The 342-nt window shown below is 34.8% G+C and carries 1 protein-coding gene; it reads right to left on the reverse strand.

Annotation, left to right across the window (positions count from 1 at the left end):
• Window positions 1-342: DUF3324 domain-containing protein (locus NG918_RS16840; protein WP_252227200.1), on the reverse strand; the 342-nt coding region annotated here is incomplete at both ends.

Genomic DNA, 342 nt, shown 5'->3' on the forward strand with positions numbered 1-342 from the left:
GTTCTTAGCAACTAAATGCACTTTATATTTACCTGGTTTTAACTCTTGATTTTCCCAATCTACACTATAATTAAAATTGGAATTTGGCGCCATGGATAAATCTGTGCGTTTTGATTCATGTAAAACTTTTTCGCTGCCTTTCTTATATATTTTTGCATCCACGGCCAGTCCACCAACTAAGGTCGCTTTTGTATTTTGCAAATTCATTTCTACTACATTTCGGTAATTTCTGGTCGCTGGTTTAATTTGATTTAATTCTAATTCTGGCTTTACGACGGTCGTTTTTTCGGTTAATTTGACACCAATGACGTAGGCGTATTCATTTTTAATTTGGACATCGTG

The organism is Clostridium sp. ZBS2 (assembly GCF_023845855.1).
Classification (GTDB): Bacteria; Bacillota; Clostridia; order Clostridiales; family Clostridiaceae; genus Clostridium; species Clostridium aquiflavi.